The sequence below is a fragment of the Erwinia sp. 009765445 genome (genome assembly GCF_058137865.1).
In genome coordinates this window covers 17,502-38,830 of sequence record NZ_JBYUWC010000012.1, presented here as the reverse complement: position 1 = coordinate 38,830, position 21,329 = coordinate 17,502, and the positions used below count along the sequence as shown (strand labels likewise).

General features: G+C 52.7%; 17 protein-coding genes, 4 tRNA genes and 1 pseudogene. 20 read left to right on the top strand and 2 right to left on the bottom strand.

The window, feature by feature from the left end; all coding sequences use genetic code 11:
- The first annotated feature begins 215 nt into the window (after positions 1-215).
- The 7 genes and pseudogenes from AC3Y5R_RS14430 to AC3Y5R_RS14400 all read left to right on the top strand — a co-directional run bounded on the left by AC3Y5R_RS14430 (position 216) and on the right by AC3Y5R_RS14400 (position 4,941).
- Positions 216-938: a nucleoside recognition domain-containing protein gene (locus tag AC3Y5R_RS14430; protein WP_489921918.1), complete on the top strand. Its 723-nt coding sequence runs from the start codon at positions 216-218 to the stop codon at positions 936-938.
- Positions 935-1,246: a hypothetical protein gene (locus AC3Y5R_RS14425; RefSeq protein ID WP_489921917.1), complete on the top strand. Its 312-nt coding sequence runs from the start codon at positions 935-937 to the stop codon at positions 1,244-1,246. Before AC3Y5R_RS14430 ends, AC3Y5R_RS14425 begins: the two co-directional genes overlap by 4 nt.
- Positions 1,247-1,259: 13 nt before the next feature.
- Positions 1,260-2,286: pseudogene (locus tag AC3Y5R_RS14420) on the top strand (M20 family metallopeptidase).
- A gap of 257 nt (positions 2,287-2,543) precedes the next feature.
- Positions 2,544-2,876 (top strand): helix-turn-helix domain-containing protein, encoded by a 333-nt coding sequence (locus AC3Y5R_RS14415; protein ID WP_158781156.1) that lies wholly within the window; start codon positions 2,544-2,546, stop codon positions 2,874-2,876.
- A gap of 50 nt (positions 2,877-2,926) precedes the next feature.
- Positions 2,927-3,172 carry a hypothetical protein gene (locus tag AC3Y5R_RS14410; protein WP_489921916.1) on the top strand — a complete coding sequence of 82 codons (246 nt, stop codon included), beginning with the start codon at positions 2,927-2,929 and terminating at the stop codon, positions 3,170-3,172.
- Between the two features lie 86 nt (positions 3,173-3,258).
- Complete coding sequence (locus tag AC3Y5R_RS14405; RefSeq protein ID WP_158781160.1) at positions 3,259-3,765, top strand: TIGR00645 family protein; 507 nt, start codon at positions 3,259-3,261, stop codon at positions 3,763-3,765.
- A gap of 279 nt (positions 3,766-4,044) precedes the next feature.
- Positions 4,045-4,941, top strand: coding sequence for an alpha/beta hydrolase (locus AC3Y5R_RS14400; protein WP_489921915.1), 897 nt, complete (start codon positions 4,045-4,047; stop codon positions 4,939-4,941).
- Positions 4,942-4,980: 39 nt separating this feature from the next.
- Here the strand turns inward: AC3Y5R_RS14400 and coaA are convergent, their stop codons facing one another.
- Both coaA and AC3Y5R_RS14390 read right to left on the bottom strand, forming a co-directional pair.
- On the bottom strand, positions 4,981-5,931 hold the full coding sequence (gene coaA / locus AC3Y5R_RS14395; protein WP_489921914.1) for a type I pantothenate kinase: 951 nt from the start codon (positions 5,929-5,931) through the stop codon (positions 4,981-4,983).
- A 193-nt stretch (positions 5,932-6,124) separates the two neighbouring features.
- Positions 6,125-6,673, bottom strand: coding sequence for a GNAT family N-acetyltransferase (locus AC3Y5R_RS14390; RefSeq protein WP_489921913.1), 549 nt, complete (start codon positions 6,671-6,673; stop codon positions 6,125-6,127).
- 369 nt (positions 6,674-7,042) lie between these two features.
- On the opposite strand from AC3Y5R_RS14390, the gene AC3Y5R_RS14385 reads away from it, so the two are divergent.
- The 13 genes from AC3Y5R_RS14385 to rpoC all read left to right on the top strand — a co-directional run bounded on the left by AC3Y5R_RS14385 (position 7,043) and on the right by rpoC (position 21,280).
- A tRNA-Thr gene (locus AC3Y5R_RS14385) sits at positions 7,043-7,118 on the top strand.
- Positions 7,119-7,130: 12 nt separating this feature from the next.
- A tRNA-Tyr gene (locus tag AC3Y5R_RS14380) sits at positions 7,131-7,215 on the top strand.
- A 190-nt stretch (positions 7,216-7,405) separates the two neighbouring features.
- A tRNA-Gly gene (locus AC3Y5R_RS14375) sits at positions 7,406-7,480 on the top strand.
- 6 nt (positions 7,481-7,486) lie between these two features.
- Positions 7,487-7,562, top strand: a tRNA-Thr gene (locus AC3Y5R_RS14370).
- Between the two features lie 113 nt (positions 7,563-7,675).
- Positions 7,676-8,860, top strand: a complete 1,185-nt coding sequence (gene tuf, locus AC3Y5R_RS14365) for an elongation factor Tu (protein ID WP_489921912.1) — start codon at positions 7,676-7,678, stop codon at positions 8,858-8,860.
- Between the two features lie 229 nt (positions 8,861-9,089).
- Positions 9,090-9,473, top strand: coding sequence for a preprotein translocase subunit SecE (gene secE, locus AC3Y5R_RS14360; protein ID WP_158781630.1), 384 nt, complete (start codon positions 9,090-9,092; stop codon positions 9,471-9,473).
- A 1-nt stretch (position 9,474) separates the two neighbouring features.
- Complete coding sequence (nusG, locus tag AC3Y5R_RS14355) at positions 9,475-10,020, top strand: transcription termination/antitermination protein NusG (RefSeq protein ID WP_158781631.1); 546 nt, start codon at positions 9,475-9,477, stop codon at positions 10,018-10,020.
- Positions 10,021-10,208: 188 nt separating this feature from the next.
- Positions 10,209-10,637 (top strand): 50S ribosomal protein L11, encoded by a 429-nt coding sequence (gene rplK, locus AC3Y5R_RS14350; protein WP_489921911.1) that lies wholly within the window; start codon positions 10,209-10,211, stop codon positions 10,635-10,637.
- 3 nt (positions 10,638-10,640) lie between these two features.
- The gene (rplA, locus tag AC3Y5R_RS14345) at positions 10,641-11,345 is read left to right on the top strand and encodes a 50S ribosomal protein L1 (RefSeq protein WP_158781632.1); all 705 of its coding nucleotides are present in this window, start codon (positions 10,641-10,643) and stop codon (positions 11,343-11,345) included.
- Between the two features lie 341 nt (positions 11,346-11,686).
- A complete protein-coding gene (gene rplJ, locus AC3Y5R_RS14340; protein ID WP_158781633.1) occupies positions 11,687-12,184 on the top strand; it encodes a 50S ribosomal protein L10 in 498 nt (165 codons plus the stop codon).
- Positions 12,185-12,248: 64 nt separating this feature from the next.
- Positions 12,249-12,617 carry a 50S ribosomal protein L7/L12 gene (rplL, locus tag AC3Y5R_RS14335; RefSeq protein WP_034934450.1) on the top strand — a complete coding sequence of 123 codons (369 nt, stop codon included), beginning with the start codon at positions 12,249-12,251 and terminating at the stop codon, positions 12,615-12,617.
- A gap of 338 nt (positions 12,618-12,955) precedes the next feature.
- Positions 12,956-16,984 carry a DNA-directed RNA polymerase subunit beta gene (gene rpoB, locus AC3Y5R_RS14330; protein WP_489921910.1) on the top strand — a complete coding sequence of 1,343 codons (4,029 nt, stop codon included), beginning with the start codon at positions 12,956-12,958 and terminating at the stop codon, positions 16,982-16,984.
- A gap of 75 nt (positions 16,985-17,059) precedes the next feature.
- Complete coding sequence (rpoC, locus tag AC3Y5R_RS14325; RefSeq protein WP_158781636.1) at positions 17,060-21,280, top strand: DNA-directed RNA polymerase subunit beta'; 4,221 nt, start codon at positions 17,060-17,062, stop codon at positions 21,278-21,280.
- Positions 21,281-21,329: the final 49 nt, after the last annotated feature.

Sequence of the window (21,329 nt, the reverse complement as noted above, 5' to 3'; positions counted from 1 at the left end):
ATTATCTATTTCAGCTATTTAAACCCTATCTTAAATCCGATATTGACTGCCAGGCCATTTATAACTGAAAAGAGGACGCAGACACTCCGCTTACGGCTCACATTTTTGTCTTTTTCTCCCGGGTGGTACCGTGACGTAATGATTTGCATCATTTTTCCTGAGTGAAATTTCGCCAGAATGGTCCTGCGTGATCGCACTTTAACAAGGAAAAGGATATGAACAGTTCTGCACCTGAGGATTACAAGGTAGGGCCTGGCGCATACTTAGCGCTGGGATTTGCAGCGGTTTTCTTCTCTGGTCTGCTAAGCGGAAAAGAGTGGTACGGCGTTTTCGATTTCACCACGCTCAATGGTACTTTCGGCAAAGTGGTGAGTAAAGCCAGTCTGGAGGAGGGCACCCTGACCACTGCAGCCAGTGCGTTTCGTGGTACGGGCGGCAGCGGCGCGATGGATGGGTTTCTGTTTGCGCTGGGGTTGATCCCCGCGGTGATGTTTGCTCTCGGCATGATCAACGTGCTGGAACATTATGGCGCACTGCGTGCCGCCCGTAAGCTGCTGACTCCTCTGTTACGGCCATTGTTGGGGATACCGGGTATAACCGGACTGGCGCTGATTGGCAGCCTGCAAAGCACGGATGTCGGTGCGTCGCTGACGCGAAATCTGGCCAATGAGGGGCAACTTACTGAAAATGAGAAAGATGTTTTTGCCATGTTTCAGTTTTCTGCCGGGGCAATGATCACTAATTTTTTCTCTTCCGGCGCGATCCTGTTCACGCTAATGGCGGCAGATGGAACGGCTGCGGTTCCCACCTCAATCGGTGCCTGCATCGCGGTGATGGTCGTGATGAAAATCTTCGGCGCGAATCTGATGCGCCTGATCATTAAATTGACCGGAAAATCCGCTACCATCGCTTCCCCGGCAGAAGGAGAAGCGTCATGAGTGCTCCTCAGTCCAATCCTGTTATTACCGATGTGTTTGTGGAAGGTGCCCGCAAGGGCTGGAACATTGCCACGACCAGCACCCTCCCTAATGTGGTGATGGCCTTTATCATCATTAAAGCCCTGGAGATTACCGGCGAACACCTTGCGATCCTCGCACCAGCCATCTATCTGATGGGCTCTCAGGGGCAGTATCTCGGTCGGGTTCTTGGCGTGATCGGCACGCGAGCCGGACGTATCCCGCTGATGATTGCCATTTCGGTGATCAATGCTTTGCTGGCCATGCTGCTGATGCGCATTATTCTCTGAACAGGACGTGACAATGAATCTTGAACATTACATTGAAGAACTGAAAACGCTGGTGAATGTTGACTGCGGTACCCAGACACCTGACGGCGTCGCCACAGTGGCGGGCATCATGGAAGCGTTGTGGCAACGCGAAGGCTGGCATACCGAACGGGTCGATCTGGGCGATAAGGTGGGGCCAGGCTTGTTTGTCTGCAATAAAAAGCAGGCTGAGAAATGTGATCTCCTGCTGGTGGGGCATCTGGATACAGTATTTCCGCCGGGTACCGTTGCCCAGCGTCCGTTGAGCCAGGATGTAAATCGCCTTTATGGCCCAGGCGTGGCGGATATGAAAAGTGGGCTGCTTAATATCCTGTGGGCAATGCGCGGGTTAGATGAGGCAGATGCCCGGCGTCTGACAATTGCGGTCGCGATGAATCCGGATGAGGAGACCGGCTCGGTTTATTCACATGAGTGGATTGGCGGGCTACCAGCTCACCTTCAATGGGGTCGCTGCGCATGCCGGTAACGATCCTGAAAAGGGGCGCTCGGCAATCACCGCGCTGGCTCACAGCGTCATTGCCATCAGCGCTCTGGCAGACTGGCAGCGCGGCACCACGCTGAATGTCGGCGTTGTTGATGGCGGAAGTGCCGGAAATGTGGTGGCCGATAAGGCGACGGCTGAACTGGATGTACGTTTCTGGGAGAACGACGAATACGATCGTATCGACAGCCAACTTCAGGCTTTATGCGCGAAAGGTTTTCTTGAAGGGGTCACCACCTCGATTGTCCGTTTCACTCATAAGCCCGCTATGGCGGCCAGTGAGGCAACGCAGTTGCTGATGCAGAAAGTGGAAGCGGCAGGAAAAGAAGAGGGGATTGCCATTACCTGGCAGGCCGTGGGTGGGAGAAGTGATGCAAATCATACTGCCGCATTGGGTATCCCTACGCTTGATGGCCTGGGTCCGATTGGCGCGGGTTTCCACAGCCCGGCTGAGTGGCTGGAAACGGCATCCATAGAACCACGAATTCGGCTGTTACGTCGCATCGTTTCCCTGTTTTAGAGGAGCACAGGGCAGCCCTCTCCGGGCTGTCCTGATACCCTTTCCGTTAGAATATAGATGAAGTCTATAAATGAAGATTCAAAATATCTATTTGAACTATTTTAGACTTCTTTATATCCTTCTTTTCATAAAATTTTGATAAGTTACGTTATTAGTTGCATATCAAAATTTATTCAATAAACACAAAGCAGTAATTATTTTCATCGTGGCAGGGCTGGCGGCACCGTATGCAGGGGGCCTAAAGCAGGAGAGAGCAAGTGAAAGGCGAAATCGTGGAAGTCATCATCGACTGGATTGAAGAACATCTGGACGATGGGTTAAATATTGAAGCCGTGGCAGCGCGTTCCGGCTATTCAAAATGGCATCTTCAGCGTGCGTTTAAAGAGAAAAAGGGCATGACCCTGGGTTCATTTATCCGCTGCCGCCGTCTGGATGAAGCCGCCAAAAGTCTGGTCAGCTCGCACAAAACTATCATGACCATCTCAATGGACCTGGGTTTCTCTTCCCAGCAGTGCTTCCAGCGCGTGTTCAAAAAGCATTTTAACGTCACACCCAGAGACTATCGCAATCAGCATCGGGAGTTTTACTGAGTCAGCGCTGGCAGGGTAATCCTGCAGTCAGTTAACTACGGCAACCTAACATGAAAAAATCTTCCCTAATCCTGATCGCTCTGGCGTTCGGCGGCCCTTGCTTTGCCTCAGCGACCGCGCTTTCCGCGCCGGTAAGCTATGCTGCGGCTTTGTGCGATCCTGGCTTCTGTTTCGGTCAGGCCCGCGCCGGGAATGAAATGACTCAGGGCCTGACTGGCTATGAGCGCCAGGTTCAGCGCGTGCTGGAACCGGCCACGGAGAATGCCCCCACCTCGCAGGCAAGTAAAGTCCGTTAAATTCCGGGGTTATGACGGCCCCCGATGCAGAATTTAACATTGACTCAGGTATACTGATGCCCGTGTTGAACTGCCTACGGGATGTTATGGAACGTTTCACTGAAAATCTTATTTATGCTTCGCGCTGGCTGCTGGCACCGGTTTACCTCGGGCTGTCGCTTGGCCTGTTAGCGCTGGCTATCAAGTTTTTCCAGGAAGTCTTTCACCTGCTGCCAAATGTGCTGGCGATGGCCGAAAACGATCTGGTGCTGGTTTTGCTGTCGATGATCGACATGACGCTGGTTGGCGGCCTGCTGGTGATGGTGATGCTGTCGGGATATGAGAATTTCGTCTCCAGACTGGATATTTCCGCGGACAAGGAAAAACTCAGCTGGCTCGGCAAAATGGACTCCGGCTCACTGAAAAATAAAGTCGCGGCCTCAATTGTGGCGATCTCTTCTATTCATCTGCTGCGGGTATTTATGGATGCGAGGAATATCCCGGACAACAAGCTGATGTGGTATGTGATCATCCATCTGGCATTTGTGCTGTCCGCTTTTGTGATGGGCTACTTGGACAGCTTGTCCCGCCGTGAAAAGGCCGCGAGCCATTGACCTTACTCCCTGCCTGGTCTTTCCGGGCAGTTTTCCCCTCTTTTTTCTGGCTGAGTCTTTTTTTGCTTGCCTCATCGGGGGCAAATCGCATAAAAAGCGGTGAAGAGACTTCATCTTCATGCCGATAAAAAAAACGGTTATAAAAGCCCGGCATAGTGTGGCCCGTAATTACCCAATTGTTTTTGGCACTCACATTGCATATTTTCTCTGTACGCACGGCTGTCCGGTGCGGCGGCATGGTTATGTCATTTTGTTTGTCACAGAGGATGGAAATGCCAGATGATTAGTCGTCGTCGGTTGATACTGGGAACCGGCGCCACGTTGCTTGCCATGACGACCGGAAAGCTGTTTGCCAGAGAAGATATTATTCCTCTCTGGCAGGACGATCCTCCTGGCGGCGGAGGCCCGAGTGGGGAGTTGCGTATTTCTGCTAACGGCTCATGGTCGAATATTGTCAGCCCTGCGATCCAACGCTTTCAGCCTGAGGAGCCTAACGGTTCGGCGGTGCTGATCGCGGCCGGTGGCGGTTACCGCTGGATTGGTATGGGGGGGGAGGCCTGGCCGGTGGCGCGCTGGTTGAATGCCCGTGGCTACACTGCTTATGTACTGAGTTACCGGCTGCCGCGTGAGAAGTGGAAGGCCGGGCGGCTGGCACCGCTGCAGGATGCCCAGCGGGCGATCAGGTTGGTTCGCTCAATGGAGCGCAAAGTTCATCTGCTGGGTTTCTCGGCTGGCGGCCACCTGATGGGTATGGCGGCGGCGCGTCCTGATTTCGTGACTTATGAACCGCAGGACTCGATGGATCATATCGTACCGGTGGTGGACACCGCTGCGTTAATCTACCCGGTGATCACCCTCGAACCCCCTTACATTAATACGCACACTCATTTTGAGCTGCTCGGCGCAAATCCTTCTCCAGCGGATGAAGCTGGCTGGTCCGTGGAAAGCTACGTCACACGTAAGTTTCCGCCGACATTTTTAGCGCAGGCCGATGACGATCCAATTTCCAATCCGCATAACACGCAAATCATGCACGATACCTGCCGCCGGATGGGCGTGCCGGTCCAGCAGATTAAAATTACCCGTGGTGGGCATGGATTTGGTTTGGGTAAAGCGGGAACGCCTGCGGCGATTTGGGATGAAGCCTACGCTGTCTGGCTTGATGCGCATCGCTAAAAACGTGAACGTGGCCACCCGCAATGAGGCGGCCAGCGGTTATTTTCTTAATCTCACCAGATCCACCGCGTGATTAACGCTTTTGGTCATGATCAGGCTTGCCCGCTCGCGGGTCGGCAGAATGTTTTCCTTCAGATTCATCAGGTTGATCTCTTCCCATAGCTGTTTCGCTATGCCCACAGCTTCATCTTCCGGCAGCTGTGCGTAGTGGTGGAAGTAGGAATCGGGATCGGTAAAGGCACCCTGACGGAATTTAAGGAAGCGATTGATGTACCAGTGCTGCAGCAGCTCCTGTGGGGCATCAACGTAAATGGAGAAATCCACGAAGTCAGAAACAAAGACGTGATGCGGGTCATGGGGATAATCCATACCACTCTGCAGCACGTTCAGCCCTTCCAGAATCAGGATGTCCGGTTGTTGCACCACTTTATCGCCGTCAGGAATGACGTCATAAATCAGGTGTGAATAAACCGGAGCGGTGACCTGCGATGCACCCGATTTCAGATCGGACACGAAATTCACCAGCCGGTGCATATCATACGATTGCGGGAACCCTTTCTTCTTCATCAGCCCGCGTTCTTTCAATACATCATTGGGATGCAGAAAACCGTCGGTGGTGATCAGCTCAACGCGGCGGTGTTCCGGCCAGCGACTGAGCAGAGCCTGCAGTACGCGAGCCGTGGTGCTTTTGCCCACCGCCACGCTGCCAGCAATGCTGATGATATAGGGGATCTTCTGGCCGTTGGTGCCGAGGAACTGTTCCAGCACGGCCTGGCGGCGCAGATTGGAACTGATATAAAAGTTAAGCAGGCGGGAGAGCGGCAGATAGATCTCAGCCACTTCCTCAATAGACAAATCTTCGTTTATCCCCTCAAGACGGGCAATTTCCTCTTCACTCAGGGTCATCGGCACGGAATCACGCAGCGCGGCCCATTGAGTGCGGTTAAATTGCAGGTAGGGTGTGGTCAACAAGGATTCTTTTTTACTCATATGCATGCTTCTGCCAGCAAGAATTTGCCCGTCGTGATGTGAAAACATTTCAGGAGCGCGGCAACGCCGACTCACGGACTAAGGGAAATTTCAGAAAACAATGGGCAGGAGGTTACCACCAGACGGGGCCTAACCAGAAGGAAAAATAAAATCTGCGGGTGCAAACGTAACGGCACCCGCATTTATTGAATTTTTAGCTGGCAATCGCCCTGATAACCTGATTAACCGCAAACAGCCGCTTGTAATAGATGACGGCAGAGTGGGAGTAACCTTCAGAAGTGCAGGAGAAGTCAGGCAGCTCGCCCAGGCAACGATATCCCAGCGCGCGATAAAAAGCTTCGGCGGCACCTCCTGCTGGCGTATCCAGATAAAGGAGGCCGCGCTGCAGATTCATTGCTTCTTCTTCCAGAGCTGCCATCAGCTTTTTACCTGTGCCCAGGCGGCGGGCGCGATCGTGAACCAGCAGTTGCTGAATCTCGGCGCGATTACGGCCTTCCGGCTTCAGGCAAACCTCCAGCTGGACGCTGCCAGTGACGCCCTGATCGTCGCGGGCAATCCACAGCTTTCTGTCACCTTTAGCCAGCCCGGCCCGCAGGCTGTGAAAATAACTCTCTGCCTGCTCCTGAGAAAGACGTTGTCGTTCGCCATCCGCGGCGTCGCTGGTGACTGCGTTAAGCAGCAGTTCTGCCAGTTCGCTACGATAGACAGGTAGGGTGGCGGCATTGATCATCACGATTTTCATGCGGTGTCCTCCTCTGTTGGCTTATAAGAAGAAATGCAATAAGTGATCCAATTCACAAAACGCTGCCCGGATGGGAAAGAGATGTGCCGTGTTGCAGAAAAAACGCACGCTTAACGTGCAAAACGATCGCCATGGTGCAAAAAAATCACCACTCTCATTTAACGACGATGCTGCCCACCAGATTTTATCAGTCAGATGCCCCGGAATAAGGTGGTGAAAAAACCGCCCTTGCGCTGATTATATGAACGGAAATCCTGAATAAGAGGGGCGATTTGCGAAGAATTGCACAAATACCAGGCATAAGAACATTTATCGCGATTTTTTTGTTGCATCATGCGGCCGGTCTTCCTAGAATGCGCGTCACTTGATGCCGGCTTAGCTCAGTTGGTAGAGCAACTGACTTGTAATCAGTAGGTCACCAGTTCGATTCCGGTAGCCGGCACCATCAAGTACCCCAGGTGGGGTTCCCGAGCGGCCAAAGGGAGCAGACTGTAAATCTGCCGTCATCGACTTCGAAGGTTCGAATCCTTCCCCCACCACCATCCCGACCTTGAGGTTAAGGTTGAACCAGATGAAAAATTTCCATAAATCGTCTGGGGATGGGATACCGATTTTAGACTGAGCACAAGCACAGTCGGAGTCATCAAGCGTATGCGGGTTGACTCGAATAATGAGAATTCTTTTCTTATTATTCATAAGCTACAGACAGAACAGGTAGCAGAGTTCCAGGATGCGGGCATCGTATAATGGCTATTACCTCAGCCTTCCAAGCTGATGATGCGGGTTCGATTCCCGCTGCCCGCTCCAAGCCGTGCTGATATGGCTCAGTTGGTAGAGCGCACCCTTGGTAAGGGTGAGGTCCCCAGTTCGACTCTGGGTATCAGCACCACTTCTAAATCTCCCTCCCTGATTCTTCTCTGTGCGTTAAAATTCAACTATTCAGGCAATGCCTGGTTGATGTGGTGATATCACCGATTTATCCGTGTCTTAGAGGGACAAGCGATGTCTAAAGAAAAATTTGAACGTTCCAAACCGCACGTCAACGTTGGTACTATCGGCCACGTTGACCACGGTAAAACTACCCTGACTGCTGCTATCACCACCGTTCTGGCTAAAACCTACGGCGGTTCTGCACGTGCTTTCGACCAGATCGATAACGCGCCAGAAGAAAAAGCTCGTGGTATCACCATCAACACTTCACACGTTGAATATGACACCCCAACTCGCCACTATGCGCACGTTGACTGCCCGGGCCACGCCGACTATGTGAAAAACATGATCACCGGTGCTGCTCAGATGGACGGCGCAATCCTGGTCGTTGCTGCAACTGACGGCCCAATGCCTCAGACTCGTGAGCACATCCTGCTGGGTCGTCAGGTTGGCGTTCCTTACATCATCGTGTTCCTGAACAAGTGCGACATGGTTGATGACGAAGAGCTGCTGGAACTGGTAGAAATGGAAGTTCGTGACCTGCTGTCACAGTACGACTTCCCGGGCGACGACACCCCAATCGTTCACGGTTCTGCTCTGAAAGCGCTGGAAGGCGACGCTGAGTGGGAAGCGAAAATCATCGAACTGGCTGGTCACCTGGATAACTACATCCCAGAGCCAGAGCGTGCGATTGATAAGCCATTCCTGCTGCCAATCGAAGACGTGTTCTCAATCTCTGGCCGTGGTACCGTTGTTACCGGTCGTGTTGAGCGCGGCATCGTGAAAGTGGGCGAAGAAGTTGAGATCGTTGGTATCAAAGATACCGCTAAATCAACCTGTACTGGCGTTGAAATGTTCCGCAAACTGCTGGACGAAGGCCGTGCTGGTGAGAACTGCGGTATCCTGCTGCGCGGTATCAAGCGCGAAGATATCCAGCGTGGTCAGGTTCTGGCTAAGCCAGGCTCAATCAAGCCACACACCAAGTTCGAGTCAGAAGTTTATATTCTGTCTAAAGACGAAGGCGGCCGTCATACTCCGTTCTTCAAAGGCTACCGTCCTCAGTTCTACTTCCGTACTACTGACGTGACCGGTACTATCGAACTGCCAGAAGGCGTTGAGATGGTGATGCCTGGTGACAACATCAAAATGGTTGTTACCCTGATCCACCCAATCGCGATGGACGACGGTCTGCGTTTCGCAATCCGTGAAGGTGGTCGTACTGTTGGTGCGGGTGTTGTTGCTAAAGTTATCGCATAATCGCTGATAATATTTGACGCAACGCACATGAAGAGGGCATCATTTGATGCCCTTTTTGCACGCTGTAACATAGAACCTGGCTCATCAGTGATTTTCAACCATAATCATTGCTGAGGCAGGCTCTGTTGCACGGCGTTATATGCCGAGTTTCGCCTGACAGCATCATTCGGTTCGGTTGCCTCGTTTTACGGGGCAAAATAGTTTCTGATTTATTGTGGCAGGTTGGTTTATGAGTGCTAATACCGAAGCTCAAGGGAGCGGGCGCGGCCTGGAAGCGGTAAAATGGCTGGTTGTGGCGGTGTTGCTGATTGCAGCTATCGTAGGCAACTACTATTACCGTGAAATTACCCTCCCGCTGCGTGCGCTGGCCGTTGTAATCCTGATCGCAGCAGCAGGTGGCATCGCGCTGCTGACGGCAAAAGGCAAGTCAACGCTGGCTTTTGCCCGTGAAGCGCGCACTGAAGTTCGCAAGGTCATCTGGCCGACTCGTCAGGAAACGTTGCACACCACGTTAATCGTTGCCGCGGTAACTGCCGTGATGTCACTGATTTTGTGGGGGCTGGATGGTATTCTGGTCCGTCTGGTATCGTTTATCACTGGCCTGAGGTTCTGAGATGTCTGAAGCTCCTAAAAAGCGCTGGTACGTCGTTCAGGCGTTTTCCGGTTTTGAAGGCCGTGTAGCCCAGTCGCTGCGCGAGCATATCAAGTTACATAACATGGAAGAACTTTTTGGCGAAGTTATGGTTCCAACCGAAGAAGTGGTTGAGATCCGTGGCGGACAGCGTCGTAAAAGCGAGCGCAAGTTCTTCCCAGGCTATGTTCTGGTCCAGATGGTCATGAACGATGCAAGCTGGCACTTAGTGCGAAGCGTGCCGCGCGTCATGGGCTTCATCGGCGGGACCTCCGATCGTCCGGCACCTATCAGCGATAAAGAAGTCGACGCGATCATGAACCGCCTGCAGTCAGCGGGTGATAAGCCACGTCCGAAAACCCTGTTTGAACCGGGTGAACTGGTCCGCGTCAGCGATGGTCCGTTTGCCGACTTCAACGGTGTGGTGGAAGAAGTGGATTATGAGAAAAGCCGCCTGAAAGTTTCCGTTTCCATCTTCGGCCGTGCAACACCGGTTGAGCTGGACTTTGGACAGGTTGATAAAGGCTGATATTCAGCCCCAGCCCGGCTTGCGGTAGTGTGATCAATAAGTAAGCCCGGCAGGTGAAAATCGGTTGCGAGAGGCGCGAAATTGCAATACAATTTCGCGCCTTTTGTTTTTATGCGCTGTATTCAGCGTGTGAATATTAATCACGGGGAGCTCCTTACAGAGCGTTTGCACCCAATAGAGGAATTATCATGGCTAAGAAAGTACAAGCCTACGTCAAGCTGCAGGTTGCAGCCGGTATGGCAAACCCAAGTCCACCGGTTGGTCCGGCACTGGGTCAGCAGGGCGTTAACATCATGGAATTCTGTAAAGCGTTCAACGCCAAAACAGAATCCATTGAGAAAGGTCTGCCAACTCCGGTTGTTATTACCGTTTATTCTGACCGTTCTTTCACCTTCGTTACCAAAACCCCTCCTGCAGCAGTACTGCTGAAGAAAGCGGCTGGTATCAAGTCTGGTTCCGGCAAGCCGAACAAAGACAAAGTAGGTAAAGTATCTCGTGCTCAGGTACGTGAAATCGCAGAAACCAAAGCTGCGGACATGACTGGTTCTGACGTTGAAGCGATGACTCGCTCCATCGAAGGTACTGCTCGTTCCATGGGCCTGGTAGTAGAGGACTAAGAAATGGCTAAGCTGACCAAGCGCATGCGCGTGATCCGTGACAAAGTTGATGCAACTAAACAGTATGACATCAACGAAGCTGTTGCTCTGCTGAAAGAACTGGCTACTGCCAAGTTCGTAGAAAGCGTTGACGTAGCGGTAAACCTGGGCATTGATGCTCGTAAATCTGACCAGAACGTGCGCGGTGCAACTGTACTGCCACACGGTACTGGCCGTTCCGTTCGCGTTGCCGTATTTACCCAGGGCGCAAACGCTGAAGCTGCTAAAGCAGCCGGCGCTGAGCTGGTAGGTATGGAAGATCTGGCTGACCAGATCAAAAAAGGCGAAATGAACTTCGACGTGGTTATCGCATCTCCTGATGCAATGCGCGTTGTTGGCCAGCTGGGTCAGGTTCTGGGCCCACGTGGTCTGATGCCAAACCCGAAAGTTGGTACTGTAACCCCTAACGTTGCTGAAGCTGTTAAGAACGCTAAAGCAGGTCAGGTTCGTTACCGTAACGACAAAAACGGGATCATCCATACCACTATCGGTAAAGTTGATTTCGACGCAGATAAACTGAAAGAAAACCTGGAATCCCTGCTGGTTGCGCTGAAAAAAGCTAAACCTTCTCAGGCTAAAGGTGTTTTCATCAAGAAAGTTAGCATCTCCACCACTATGGGTGCAGGTGTTGCGGTTGATCAGGCTGGCCTGAACGCTGCTGCTAACTAATCTGCTTTACGCGGGTGAAAGTTTCTACTAGAATCTTACGCCCGTTGTTCTGTAATTATACAGAACCCCTATTCCAGTCACTCGCAGTTTGAATGACGCCGGATAGACAGAATTTTCGGTTGGAGCCTGGCCTTATCCAGGCCTCCGTCCAAGACCGCAGGTGTGCGACCGCAAGGTAACACTTAATTTCCTGCGTAGATGGTGACAGAACCTGAAGAATATTTTTATAGTCTTTGCTGGATTCTGCTCACCGTGTTTAGCGCCTGCGCCGGGCAACCGGGGTCAGGTGAAGTGAGTTCCGGAGAAATTCATCTCCGGCCAAAATCCAGGAGCAAAAGCTAATGGCAATAAATCTTCAAGACAAACAAGCGATTGTTGCTGAAGTCAGCGAAGTAGCCAAAGGCGCGCTGTCTGCGGTTGTTGCGGATTCTCGCGGCGTGACCGTAGACAAAATGACTGAACTGCGTAAAGCAGGTCGTGAAGCTGGCGTATACATGCGTGTTGTTCGTAACACCCTGCTGCGCCGCGTCGTTGAAGGGACTCCATTCGAGTGCCTGAAAGACACGTTCGTCGGTCCGACCCTGATTGCATACTCTATGGAACACCCGGGCGCTGCTGCTCGTCTGTTCAAAGAGTTCGCGAAAGCGAATGCAAAATTTGAGGTCAAAGCTGCGGCCTTTGAAGGTGAGCTGATCAGTGCGGCCAATATTGACCGTCTGGCAACTCTGCCAACTTACGAAGAAGCGCTGGCACGTCTGATGTCGACCATGAAAGAAGCCGCTGCAGGCAAACTGGTCCGCACTCTGGCAGCCGTTCGCGACGCCAAAGAAGCTGCTTAATCGCACTTTTTGCCTGTTGCACTTTAACGTATAAACTATTTTCTGATTCACAGGAACAATTGTCATGTCTATCACTAAAGATCAAATTCTGGAAGCAGTAGCGGCTATGTCTGTAATGGACGTTGTTGAGCTGGTTTCCGCTATGGAAGAAAAATTCGGTGTTTCTGCTGCTGCTGCTGTAGCTGTTGCTGCTGGCGGTCCTGCTGAAGCTGCTGAAGAAAAAACTGAGTTCGACGTTGTACTGAAAGCTATCGGCGCTAACAAAGTTGCCGTGATCAAAGCAGTACGCGGCGCGACTGGTCTGGGCCTGAAAGAAGCCAAAGACCTGGTTGAGTCTGCACCTGCTGCCCTGAAAGAAGGCATCAGCAAAGACGACGCAGAAGCTCTGAAGAAAGCACTGGAAGAAGCTGGCGCAGAAGTTGAAGTTAAGTAAGCCAACCTTTCAGGTTGCAGCTTGATTAATCCGCAAGGGTGACTCAGGCTGATGGCTGGTGACTTTTCGGTCACCAGCCTTTTTGCGCTCTAAGCGTCAATGACGTTTCACACTGTTTAGTCATTGATTTGCTTAATATCTTTCTCTATCGACGACTTAATATACTGCCTTCCTGAACGGGCTCCCCGCCCTGACAACGGCAATGAAATGATTTAAGCGTGATAGAAAGAGGTATTACGAAAAGCTTTCTGCTTTTCGAACAGACAAAACAGCGTTGCATGAACTGTCCCCCCTGGACGGACAGAGAGGTTCTACTTTTCAGCGAGCTGAGGAACCCTATGGTTTACTCCTATACCGAGAAAAAACGCATTCGTAAGGATTTTGGAAAACGTCCACAAGTTCTGGATATTCCATATCTCCTTTCTATCCAGCTTGACTCGTTCCAGAAGTTCATCGAGCAAGATCCTGAAGGTCAATACGGTCTGGAAGCTGCTTTCCGCTCCGTGTTCCCGATCCAAAGCTACAGCGGTAACTCCGAGCTGCAATACGTCAGCTACCGTTTAGGCGAACCTGTATTTGATGTGAAAGAGTGTCAGATTCGTGGTGTCACGTATTCTGCTCCTCTGCGCGTTAAACTGCGCCTGGTGATCTACGAGCGCGAAGCGCCGGAAGGCACCGTTAAGGACATCAAAGAACAAGAAGTTTACATGGGTGAAATTCCGCTCATGACCGATAACGGTACCTTTGTTATCAACGGTACAGAGCGCGTTATCGTTTCTCAGCTGCATCGTAGTCCTGGCGTCTTCTTTGACAGCGATAAGGGTAAAACCCACTCTTCGGGTAAAGTGCTGTATAACGCACGTATCATCCCTTACCGTGGTTCCTGGCTGGACTTTGAGTTCGACCCGAAAGACAACCTGTTCGTCCGTATTGACCGTCGCCGTAAACTGCCTGCGACCATCATTCTGCGTGCGCTGAACTACACCACTGAGCAGATCCTTGACCTGTTCTTTGAAAAAATCGTGTATGAAATCCGCGACAACAAGCTGCAGATGGAACTGGTTCCTGAGCGCCTGCGCGGTGAGACAGCCTCTTTCGATATTGAATCCAACGGAACGGTATACGTAGAGAAAGGCCGTCGCATTACTGCACGTCATATTCGTCAGCTGGAAAAAGATGCTGTTGCACACATCGAAGTTCCGGTTGAATACATCGCGGGTAAAGTCGTCGCTAAAGATTACATCGACGAAAACACCGGCGAACTGATCGTTGCAGCCAACATGGAGCTGTCGCTGGATCTGCTGGCTAAACTGAGCCAGTCCGGCCACAAGCGTATTGAAACGCTGTTCACTAACGATCTGGATCACGGCTCGTACATGTCCGAAACCGTACGAGTCGACCCAACCAACGACCGCCTGAGTGCGCTGGTTGAGATCTACCGCATGATGCGTCCTGGTGAGCCACCAACACGTGAAGCGGCTGAAAACCTGTTCGAGAACTTGTTCTTCTCTGAAGACCGCTACGATCTGTCTGCGGTTGGCCGTATGAAGTTCAACCGTTCTCTGCTGCGTGACGAGATCGAAGGTTCAGGTATCCTGAGCAAAGACGACATCATTGAAGTGATGAAGAAGCTCATCGGTATCCGTAACGGTATTGGCGAAGTGGATGATATTGACCACCTCGGCAACCGTCGTATCCGTTCCGTTGGCGAAATGGCTGAAAACCAGTTCCGTGTAGGCCTGGTTCGTGTTGAGCGTGCGGTGAAAGAGCGTCTGTCCCTGGGCGACCTGGACACTCTGATGCCTCAGGACATGATCAACGCCAAGCCAATCTCTGCCGCAGTGAAAGAGTTCTTCGGTTCCAGCCAGCTGTCACAGTTTATGGACCAGAACAACCCGCTGTCTGAGATTACGCACAAGCGTCGTATCTCTGCACTTGGCCCGGGCGGTCTGACACGTGAGCGTGCAGGCTTTGAAGTTCGAGACGTTCACCCGACTCACTACGGTCGCGTGTGCCCAATCGAAACGCCTGAAGGTCCAAACATCGGTCTGATCAACTCCCTGTCCGTGTACGCACAGACTAACGAGTACGGTTTCCTGGAAACCCCATACCGTCGCGTTCGCGAAGGCGTGGTGACCGACGAAATTCATTACCTCTCTGCAATTGAAGAGGGTAACTACGTTATCGCTCAGGCGAACACCAACCTCGACGACGAAGGTCACTTCGTGGACGACCTGGTGACCTGCCGTAGCAAAGGCGAATCAAGTCTGTTCAGCCGCGATCAGGTTGACTACATGGACGTTTCCACCCAGCAGGTGGTTTCTGTCGGTGCTTCCCTGATCCCGTTCCTGGAACACGATGACGCCAACCGCGCATTGATGGGTGCAAACATGCAACGTCAGGCGGTTCCCACTCTGCGTGCTGATAAGCCGCTGGTAGGTACCGGTATGGAACGCGCGGTAGCGGTTGACTCCGGTGTAACAGCCGTAGCGAAACGTGGTGGTACCGTTCAGTACGTGGATGCTTCCCGTATCGTTATTAAAGTTAACGAAGACGAGATGTACCCGGGCGAAGCCGGTATCGACATTTACAACCTGACCAAATACACCCGTTCTAACCAGAACACCTGTATCAACCAGATGCCGTGTGTCAACCTGGGCGAACCAATTGAACGTGGTGACGTGCTGGCTGACGGTCCTTCAACGGATCTGGGCGAACTGGCTCTGGGTCAGAACATGCGCGTCGCGTTCATGCCGTGGAACGGCTACAACTTCGAAGACTCCATCCTGGTCTCCGAGCGCGTGGTACAGGAAGATCGCTTCACCACCATCCACATTCAGGAACTGGCATGTGTGTCCCGTGACACCAAGCTGGGGCCGGAAGAGATCACCGCTGACATCCCTAACGTGGGTGAAGCTGCGCTCTCCAAACTGGATGAATCCGGTATCGTGTATATCGGTGCTGAAGTAACCGGTGGCGACATTCTGGTAGGTAAGGTTACGCCGAAAGGTGAAACCCAGCTGACGCCAGAAGAGAAGCTGCTGCGTGCGATCTTCGGTGAGAAAGCGTCTGACGTTAAGGACTCTTCTCTGCGCGTACCGAACGGCGTGTCTGGTACCGTTATTGACGTGCAGGTCTTCACCCGCGATGGCGTGGAAAAAGACAAGCGCGCGCTGGAAATCGAAGAGATGCAACTGAAGCAGGCGAAGAAAGACCTGTCTGAAGAATTGCAGATCCTCGAAGCCGGCCTGTTCAGCCGTATCAACTACCTGCTGGTTTCCGGCGGCGTTGAAGCGGAAAAACTGGACAAGCTGCCTCGCGAGCGCTGGTTGGAACTCGGTCTGACCGACGAAGACAAGCAAAACCAGCTGGAACAGCTGGCAGAGCAGTACGACGAACTGAAGCACGAGTTTGAGAAAAAACTCGAAGCGAAACGCCGCAAAATCACTCAGGGCGATGACCTGGCACCTGGCGTGCTGAAAATCGTTAAAGTGTATCTGGCCGTTAAACGTCAGATCCAGCCTGGTGACAAAATGGCAGGTCGTCACGGGAACAAAGGTGTTATCTCCAAGATCAACCCGATCGAAGATATGCCATACGATGAGAACGGTACGCCGGTCGATATCGTACTGAACCCGCTGGGCGTACCATCACGTATGAACATTGGTCAGATTCTTGAAACCCACCTGGGTATGGCTGCGAAGGGCATCGGCGAGAAAATTAACGCTATGCTTAAGAAGCAGGAAGAAGTGTCCAAACTGCGTGAGTTCATTCAGCGCGCGTACGATCTGGGCACCGATGTGCGTCAGAAAGTTGACCTGAATACGTTCACTGACGATGAAGTGCTGCGTCTGGCGGAAAACCTGAAGAAAGGGATGCCTATCGCGACTCCGGTGTTCGATGGCGCGAAAGAGAGCGAGATCAAAGAGCTGCTGCAGCTCGGCGGCCTGCCTCCTTCCGGTCAGATCACCCTGTTCGATGGTCGTACCGGCGAACAGTTCGAACGTCAGGTTACCGTTGGCTACATGTACATGCTGAAACTCAACCACTTAGTGGATGACAAAATGCATGCACGTTCTACCGGCTCTTACAGCCTGGTTACTCAGCAGCCGCTGGGTGGTAAGGCGCAGTTCGGTGGACAGCGCTTCGGTGAGATGGAAGTGTGGGCACTGGAAGCATACGGTGCCGCTTATACCCTGCAGGAAATGCTGACCGTGAAGTCTGATGACGTGAACGGCCGTACCAAGATGTATAAAAACATCGTTGACGGCAACCATCAGATGGAACCGGGCATGCCGGAATCCTTCAACGTACTGTTGAAAGAGATCCGCTCGCTGGGTATTAACATCGAGCTGGAAGACGAGTAAGCACTCGAATTTGTACTGGTTACAGCACGCCCTGCCGGGCGTGCTGAGAAGTCTCACTCCGACGGGAGCTAATCCGTGAAAGACTTACTTAAGTTTCTGAAAGCGCAAACTAAGACCGAAGAGTTTGATGCGATCAAAATTGCTCTGGCCTCGCCAGACATGATCCGTTCCTGGTCTTTTGGTGAAGTTAAAAAGCCAGAAACCATTAACTACCGTACGTTCAAACCAGAACGTGACGGGCTTTTCTGTGCGCGTATTTTCGGGCCGGTAAAAGACTACGAGTGCCTGTGCGGTAAGTACAAGCGCCTGAAACATCGCGGTGTAATCTGTGAGAAGTGTGGCGTTGAAGTTACACAGACCAAAGTTCGCCGTGAGCGCATGGGCCACATTGAGCTGGCTTCTCCAACTGCGCACATCTGGTTCCTGAAATCGCTGCCATCCCGCATCGGTTTACTGCTGGACATGCCACTGCGTGATATCGAGCGCGTGCTGTACTTCGAATCTTATGTGGTTGTTGAAGGCGGCATGACTAACCTTGAGCGTCGTCAGATCCTGACTGAAGAGCAGTATCTGGATGCGCTGGAAGAGTTTGGTGACGAATTCGACGCGAAAATGGGTGCGGAAGCGATCCAGGCCCTGTTGAAAAACATGGATCTGGAGCAGGAATGCGAGCAGCTGCGTGAAGAGCTGAACGAAACCAACTCCGAAACCAAACGTAAAAAACTGACCAAGCGTATCAAGCTGCTGGAAGCGTTCGTGCAGTCTGGCAACAAGCCAGAGTGGATGATCCTGACCGTGCTGCCTGTGCTGCCGCCGGACCTGCGTCCGTTGGTTCCGCTGGACGGCGGTCGTTTCGCTACGTCGGATCTGAACGATCTGTACCGTCGCGTGATCAACCGTAACAACCGTCTGAAACGCCTGCTGGATCTGGCTGCGCCAGATATCATCGTACGTAACGAAAAACGTATGCTGCAGGAAGCGGTCGATGCGCTGCTGGATAACGGCCGTCGCGGTCGTGCGATCACCGGTTCTAACAAACGTCCTCTGAAATCTTTGGCCGATATGATCAAAGGTAAACAGGGTCGTTTCCGTCAGAACCTGCTGGGTAAACGTGTCGACTACTCTGGTCGTTCCGTTATCACCGTAGGTCCATACCTGCGTCTGCACCAGTGTGGTCTGCCGAAGAAAATGGCACTGGAGCTGTTCAAACCGTTCATCTACGGCAAGCTGGAACTGCGTGGTCTTGCTACCACCATTAAAGCCGCCAAGAAAATGGTTGAGCGTGAAGAAGCTGTTGTCTGGGATATCCTGGATGAAGTGATCCGCGAACACCCGGTCCTGCTGAACCGTGCACCAACGCTGCACCGTCTGGGTATCCAGGCCTTTGAGCCAGTGCTGATCGAAGGTAAAGCCATCCAGCTGCACCCGCTGGTTTGTGCGGCTTATAACGCCGACTTCGATGGTGACCAGATGGCTGTTCACGTACCGCTGACGCTGGAAGCCCAGTTGGAAGCGCGTGCGCTGATGATGTCTACCAACAACATCCTGTCTCCTGCGAACGGTGAACCAATCATTGTTCCTTCTCAGGACGTTGTACTGGGTCTGTACTACATGACCCGCGACTGTGTTAACGCCAAAGGCGAAGGCATGGTGCTGACAGGCCCGAAAGAAGCTGAGCGTATTTACCGCGCTGGCCTGGCCTCTCTGCACGCCCGCGTTAAGGTGCGTATTACTGAGCACGAGAAAAATGAGCAGGGCGAGTGGGTTGCTAAAACCAGCCTGATCGATACGACGATTGGTCGTGCCATCCTGTGGATGATCGTGCCAAAAGGTCTGCCTTTCTCCATCGTCAACCAGGCGCTGGGCAAGAAAGCGATCTCCAGGATGCTGAACACCTGTTACCGCATCCTGGGACTGAAACCAACGGTTATCTTTGCTGACCAGACCATGTACACCGGCTTTGCCTATGCGGCTCGCTCTGGTGCGTCTGTTGGTATCGACGACATGGTTATCCCGGAGAAGAAAGTGGAAATCATCACCGAAGCGGAAGCTGAAGTGGCTGAGATCCAGGAGCAGTTCCAGTCTGGTCTGGTCACAGCCGGCGAACGCTATAACAAAGTGATCGATATCTGGGCTGCCGCTAACGAACGTGTTGCGAAAGCAATGATGGAAAACCTGTCTACCGAAGTCGTCATTAACCGTGACGGTGAGGAAGAGCGTCAGGTCTCCTTCAACAGCATCTTCATGATGGCCGACTCCGGTGCTCGTGGTTCTGCTGCACAGATTCGCCAGCTGGCCGGTATGCGTGGTCTGATGGCTAAGCCAGATGGCTCCATCATCGAAACGCCGATCACCGCGAACTTCCGTGAAGGTCTGAACGTACTCCAGTACTTCATCTCCACGCACGGTGCCCGTAAAGGTCTGGCGGATACCGCACTGAAAACCGCGAACTCCGGTTATCTGACCCGTCGTCTGGTTGACGTGGCACAGGATCTGGTGGTGACCGAAGACGATTGTGGTACCCATGAAGGTATCATGATGACTCCGGTTATCGAGGGTGGTGATGTTAAAGAACCACTGCGCGAACGTGTTCTGGGTCGTGTGACCGCGGAAGATGTGCTGAAGCCAGGTACTGCTGACATTCTGCTGCCGCGTAACACGCTGCTGCACGAACACCAGTGTGACCTGTTGGAAGAGCATTCAGTCGACAGCCTGAAAGTCCGCTCTGTTGTAAGTTGCGAAACTGACTTCGGCGTGTGCGCCCACTGTTATGGACGCGATCTGGCACGTGGTCACATCATCAACAAAGGTGAGGCCATCGGCGTTATCGCTGCACAGTCCATCGGTGAGCCGGGTACACAGCTGACGATGCGTACGTTCCACATCGGTGGTGCGGCATCTCGTGCGGCTGCTGAATCCAGCATTCAGGTCAAGAACAAAGGTACGCTGAAGCTGATCAACGCCAAGTCGGTAACCAACTCCGCGGGCAAACTGATCATCACTTCACGTAACGTTGAACTGAAAATGATCGACGAATTTGGCCGTACCAAAGAGAGCTACAAAGTTCCTTACGGTGCAGCCATGGCGAAAGGTGACGGCGAGCAGGTTGCAGCGGGCGAGACCGTAGCAAACTGGGATCCACATACCATGCCGGTCATCACCGAAGTGAGCGGTTTCGTTCGCTTCACCGATATGATCGACGGCCAGACCATTACCCGCCAGACGGATGACCTGACCGGTCTCTCTTCTCTGGTGATCCTGGACAGTGCTGAACGTACTGCCGGTGGTAAAGATCTGCGTCCTGCGCTGAAAATCGTTGATGGTAACGGTGACGACGTGCTGATCCCAGGTACCGATATGCCTGCTCAGTACTTCCTGCCGGGCAAAGCGATTGTGCAGCTGGAAGATGGTATCAAGATCAGCTCTGGTGATACCCTGGCTCGTGTGCCGCAGGAATCTGGCGGTACCAAGGACATCACCGGTGGTCTGCCACGTGTTGCTGACCTGTTCGAAGCCCGTCGTCCGAAAGAGCCGGCAATCCTGGCTGAAATCAGCGGCATCATCTCCTTCGGTAAAGAGACCAAAGGGAAACGTCGTCTGGTTATCACCCCGGTAGACGGTAGCGATCCGTACGAAGAGATGATTCCGAAATGGCGTCAGCTGAACGTGTTCGAAGGTGAGCGTGTGGAGCGTGGTGACGTGGTTTCCGATGGACCAGAGTCACCGCATGACATCCTGCGTCTGCGTGGCGTGCATGCTGTGACCCGTTACATCACTAACGAAGTGCAGGAAGTTTACCGCCTGCAGGGCGTTAAGATTAACGATAAGCACATCGAAGTCATCGTTCGGCAGATGCTGCGTAAAGCCACCATCGAAAGTGCAGGCAGTTCCGACTTCCTGGATGGCGAGCAGGTTGAAGTGTCACGGGTTAAGATCTCCAACCGAGACCTGGAAGCCAACGGCAAAATCGCGGCCACATACGTGCGCGATCTGCTGGGTATCACCAAAGCGTCACTGGCGACCGAGTCCTTCATCTCTGCGGCCTCGTTCCAGGAAACAACGCGCGTACTGACCGAAGCAGCCGTTGCGGGTAAACGCGACGAACTGCGCGGCCTGAAAGAGAACGTTATCGTGGGCCGTCTGATCCCAGCCGGTACAGGTTACGCTTATCACCAGGATCGTATGCGCCGCAAGGCTGCTGGCGAAGCACCAGTGGTGCCTCAGGTGACTGCAGACGAAGCGTCTGCCAGCCTGGCAGAGCTGCTGAACGCTGGCCTGGGTGGCAACGACGATTAATCGTCGCTAATACCCAGCTTAAAAACCCCACTTCGGTGGGGTTTTTTTA